The 1510-nt window shown below is 49.9% G+C and carries 1 protein-coding gene; it reads left to right on the top strand.

Annotation, left to right across the window (positions count from 1 at the left end; translation table 11 throughout):
• Positions 1 to 1510 (top strand): efflux RND transporter permease subunit (locus R7Z78_RS24275; RefSeq protein WP_169643865.1); only part of this gene is annotated, 1510 nt, incomplete at both ends.

The raw sequence follows: 1510 nt of genomic DNA, 5'->3' as shown, positions 1-1510 counted from the left end.
CTGCCGAAGAAGTCGAGCACCAAGTCACCGATACCGTGGAAACCAAATTGCAGGAAATGGCGGAGTTGGATCGCTTGCGCTCATTGTCTCGTCCAGGTTTGTCTATGGTCTTTGTTGACCTCAAAGAGAGCCTTAACTCCAAAGCACTTCCGCAGGAATGGGACTTATTGAGACGCAAAGTGGACGATGTAAAACTGCAGCTGCCTTCCAGCGCGCAGATCAGCGTAGTACAAGACGAGTTCTCTGAAGTCTACGGTATGCTTTTCTCTATCCACAGCACAGATGCTGCGCCAGAAGAGTTGCGTCGCTACGCCGAAGAGCTGCAACGCCAAATCAAAGCCGTCGACGGCATCAAAAAGATCGAGCTACACGGCGTTCAACCTCGCGTTGTACATATCGATATGCCAGACGAGCGCTTGGCTCAATATGGTTTGTCGATCGCACAAGTTTGGAACCAACTGAGCACACAAAACAGCACGTTCGAAGCGGGAAAATTCGATGCAGGTACAGAGCGTATTCGTATTGCGCAAACCAGTGAGTTTCAGTCTCTAGAAGACATTCGCAATTTAATCATCAATGGTGGCACCGGCGAGTTTGGCTCGGGGTTGATTCGTCTTGGTGACATCGCCGACATCACCATGGGTTATCAAACACCAGCATTGGCAGAAAACCGCTACAACGGAGAGCCCGCTGTCACCTTGGCGGTGAGCCCAGTTCAAGGCATTAACGTGGTGTCACTTGGCGATACGATTCAAGACATCATCGCTAACTACCAGGCAACGCTGCCGCTGGGTGTCGACATCTCGACCGTTGCTTATCAACCTGAAGAAGTACAAAAGTCTATCGACGACTTTGTTGGCAACCTGCTTGAAAGTGTCGCGATTGTTTTTGTGGTGTTGTTGGTTTTCATGGGCTTTAAGAGTGCAACCATCGTTGGCGCAAGCTTGCTCCTTACGATTTTGCTCACTCTTGTATACATGAACATCTCCAGCATCGATTTGCACCGTGTCTCGCTAGGTACGTTTATTCTCGCACTGGGCATGTTGGTGGATAACGCCATTGTGATCACCGATATGATGATCGCTAAGCTCAACAAAGGTATCGAGCGAACTCGCGCCGCGATTGATTCCGTCAAAGAAACCGCTGTGCCACTTTTAGGCGCAACTGTCATCGCGATTATGGGCGCAAGCCCAGTGTTGTTCTCCAAAACCGACTCCGCCGAGTTTGCGAGCTCTGTGTTCTACATTGTGGCATCGTCACTGTTGCTTTCATGGATCGTCGCGATGACGTTTACGGTATTAATGGCGTGGATGTTCATCAAGCCAAAAGCTAACAGCGAAGAGACCAAACCGAGCCGTTATAAACAGTTGGTATTCTGGACGGTGGACAACCCGCGTAAAGCATTAGCCGCTTTGGTTCCGTTGATTTTAGTCACCGCCGTGGCAATCCCGTATGTGGCCGTGAACTTTATTCCTCAGTCGGATCGCTCAATTGTGTTTCTCGATTACTG

The organism is Vibrio sp. 1167, assembly GCF_033340375.1.
Taxonomy (GTDB): domain Bacteria; phylum Pseudomonadota; class Gammaproteobacteria; order Enterobacterales; family Vibrionaceae; genus Vibrio; species Vibrio alginolyticus.
This window is presented reverse-complemented; position numbering and strand designations above follow the sequence as displayed.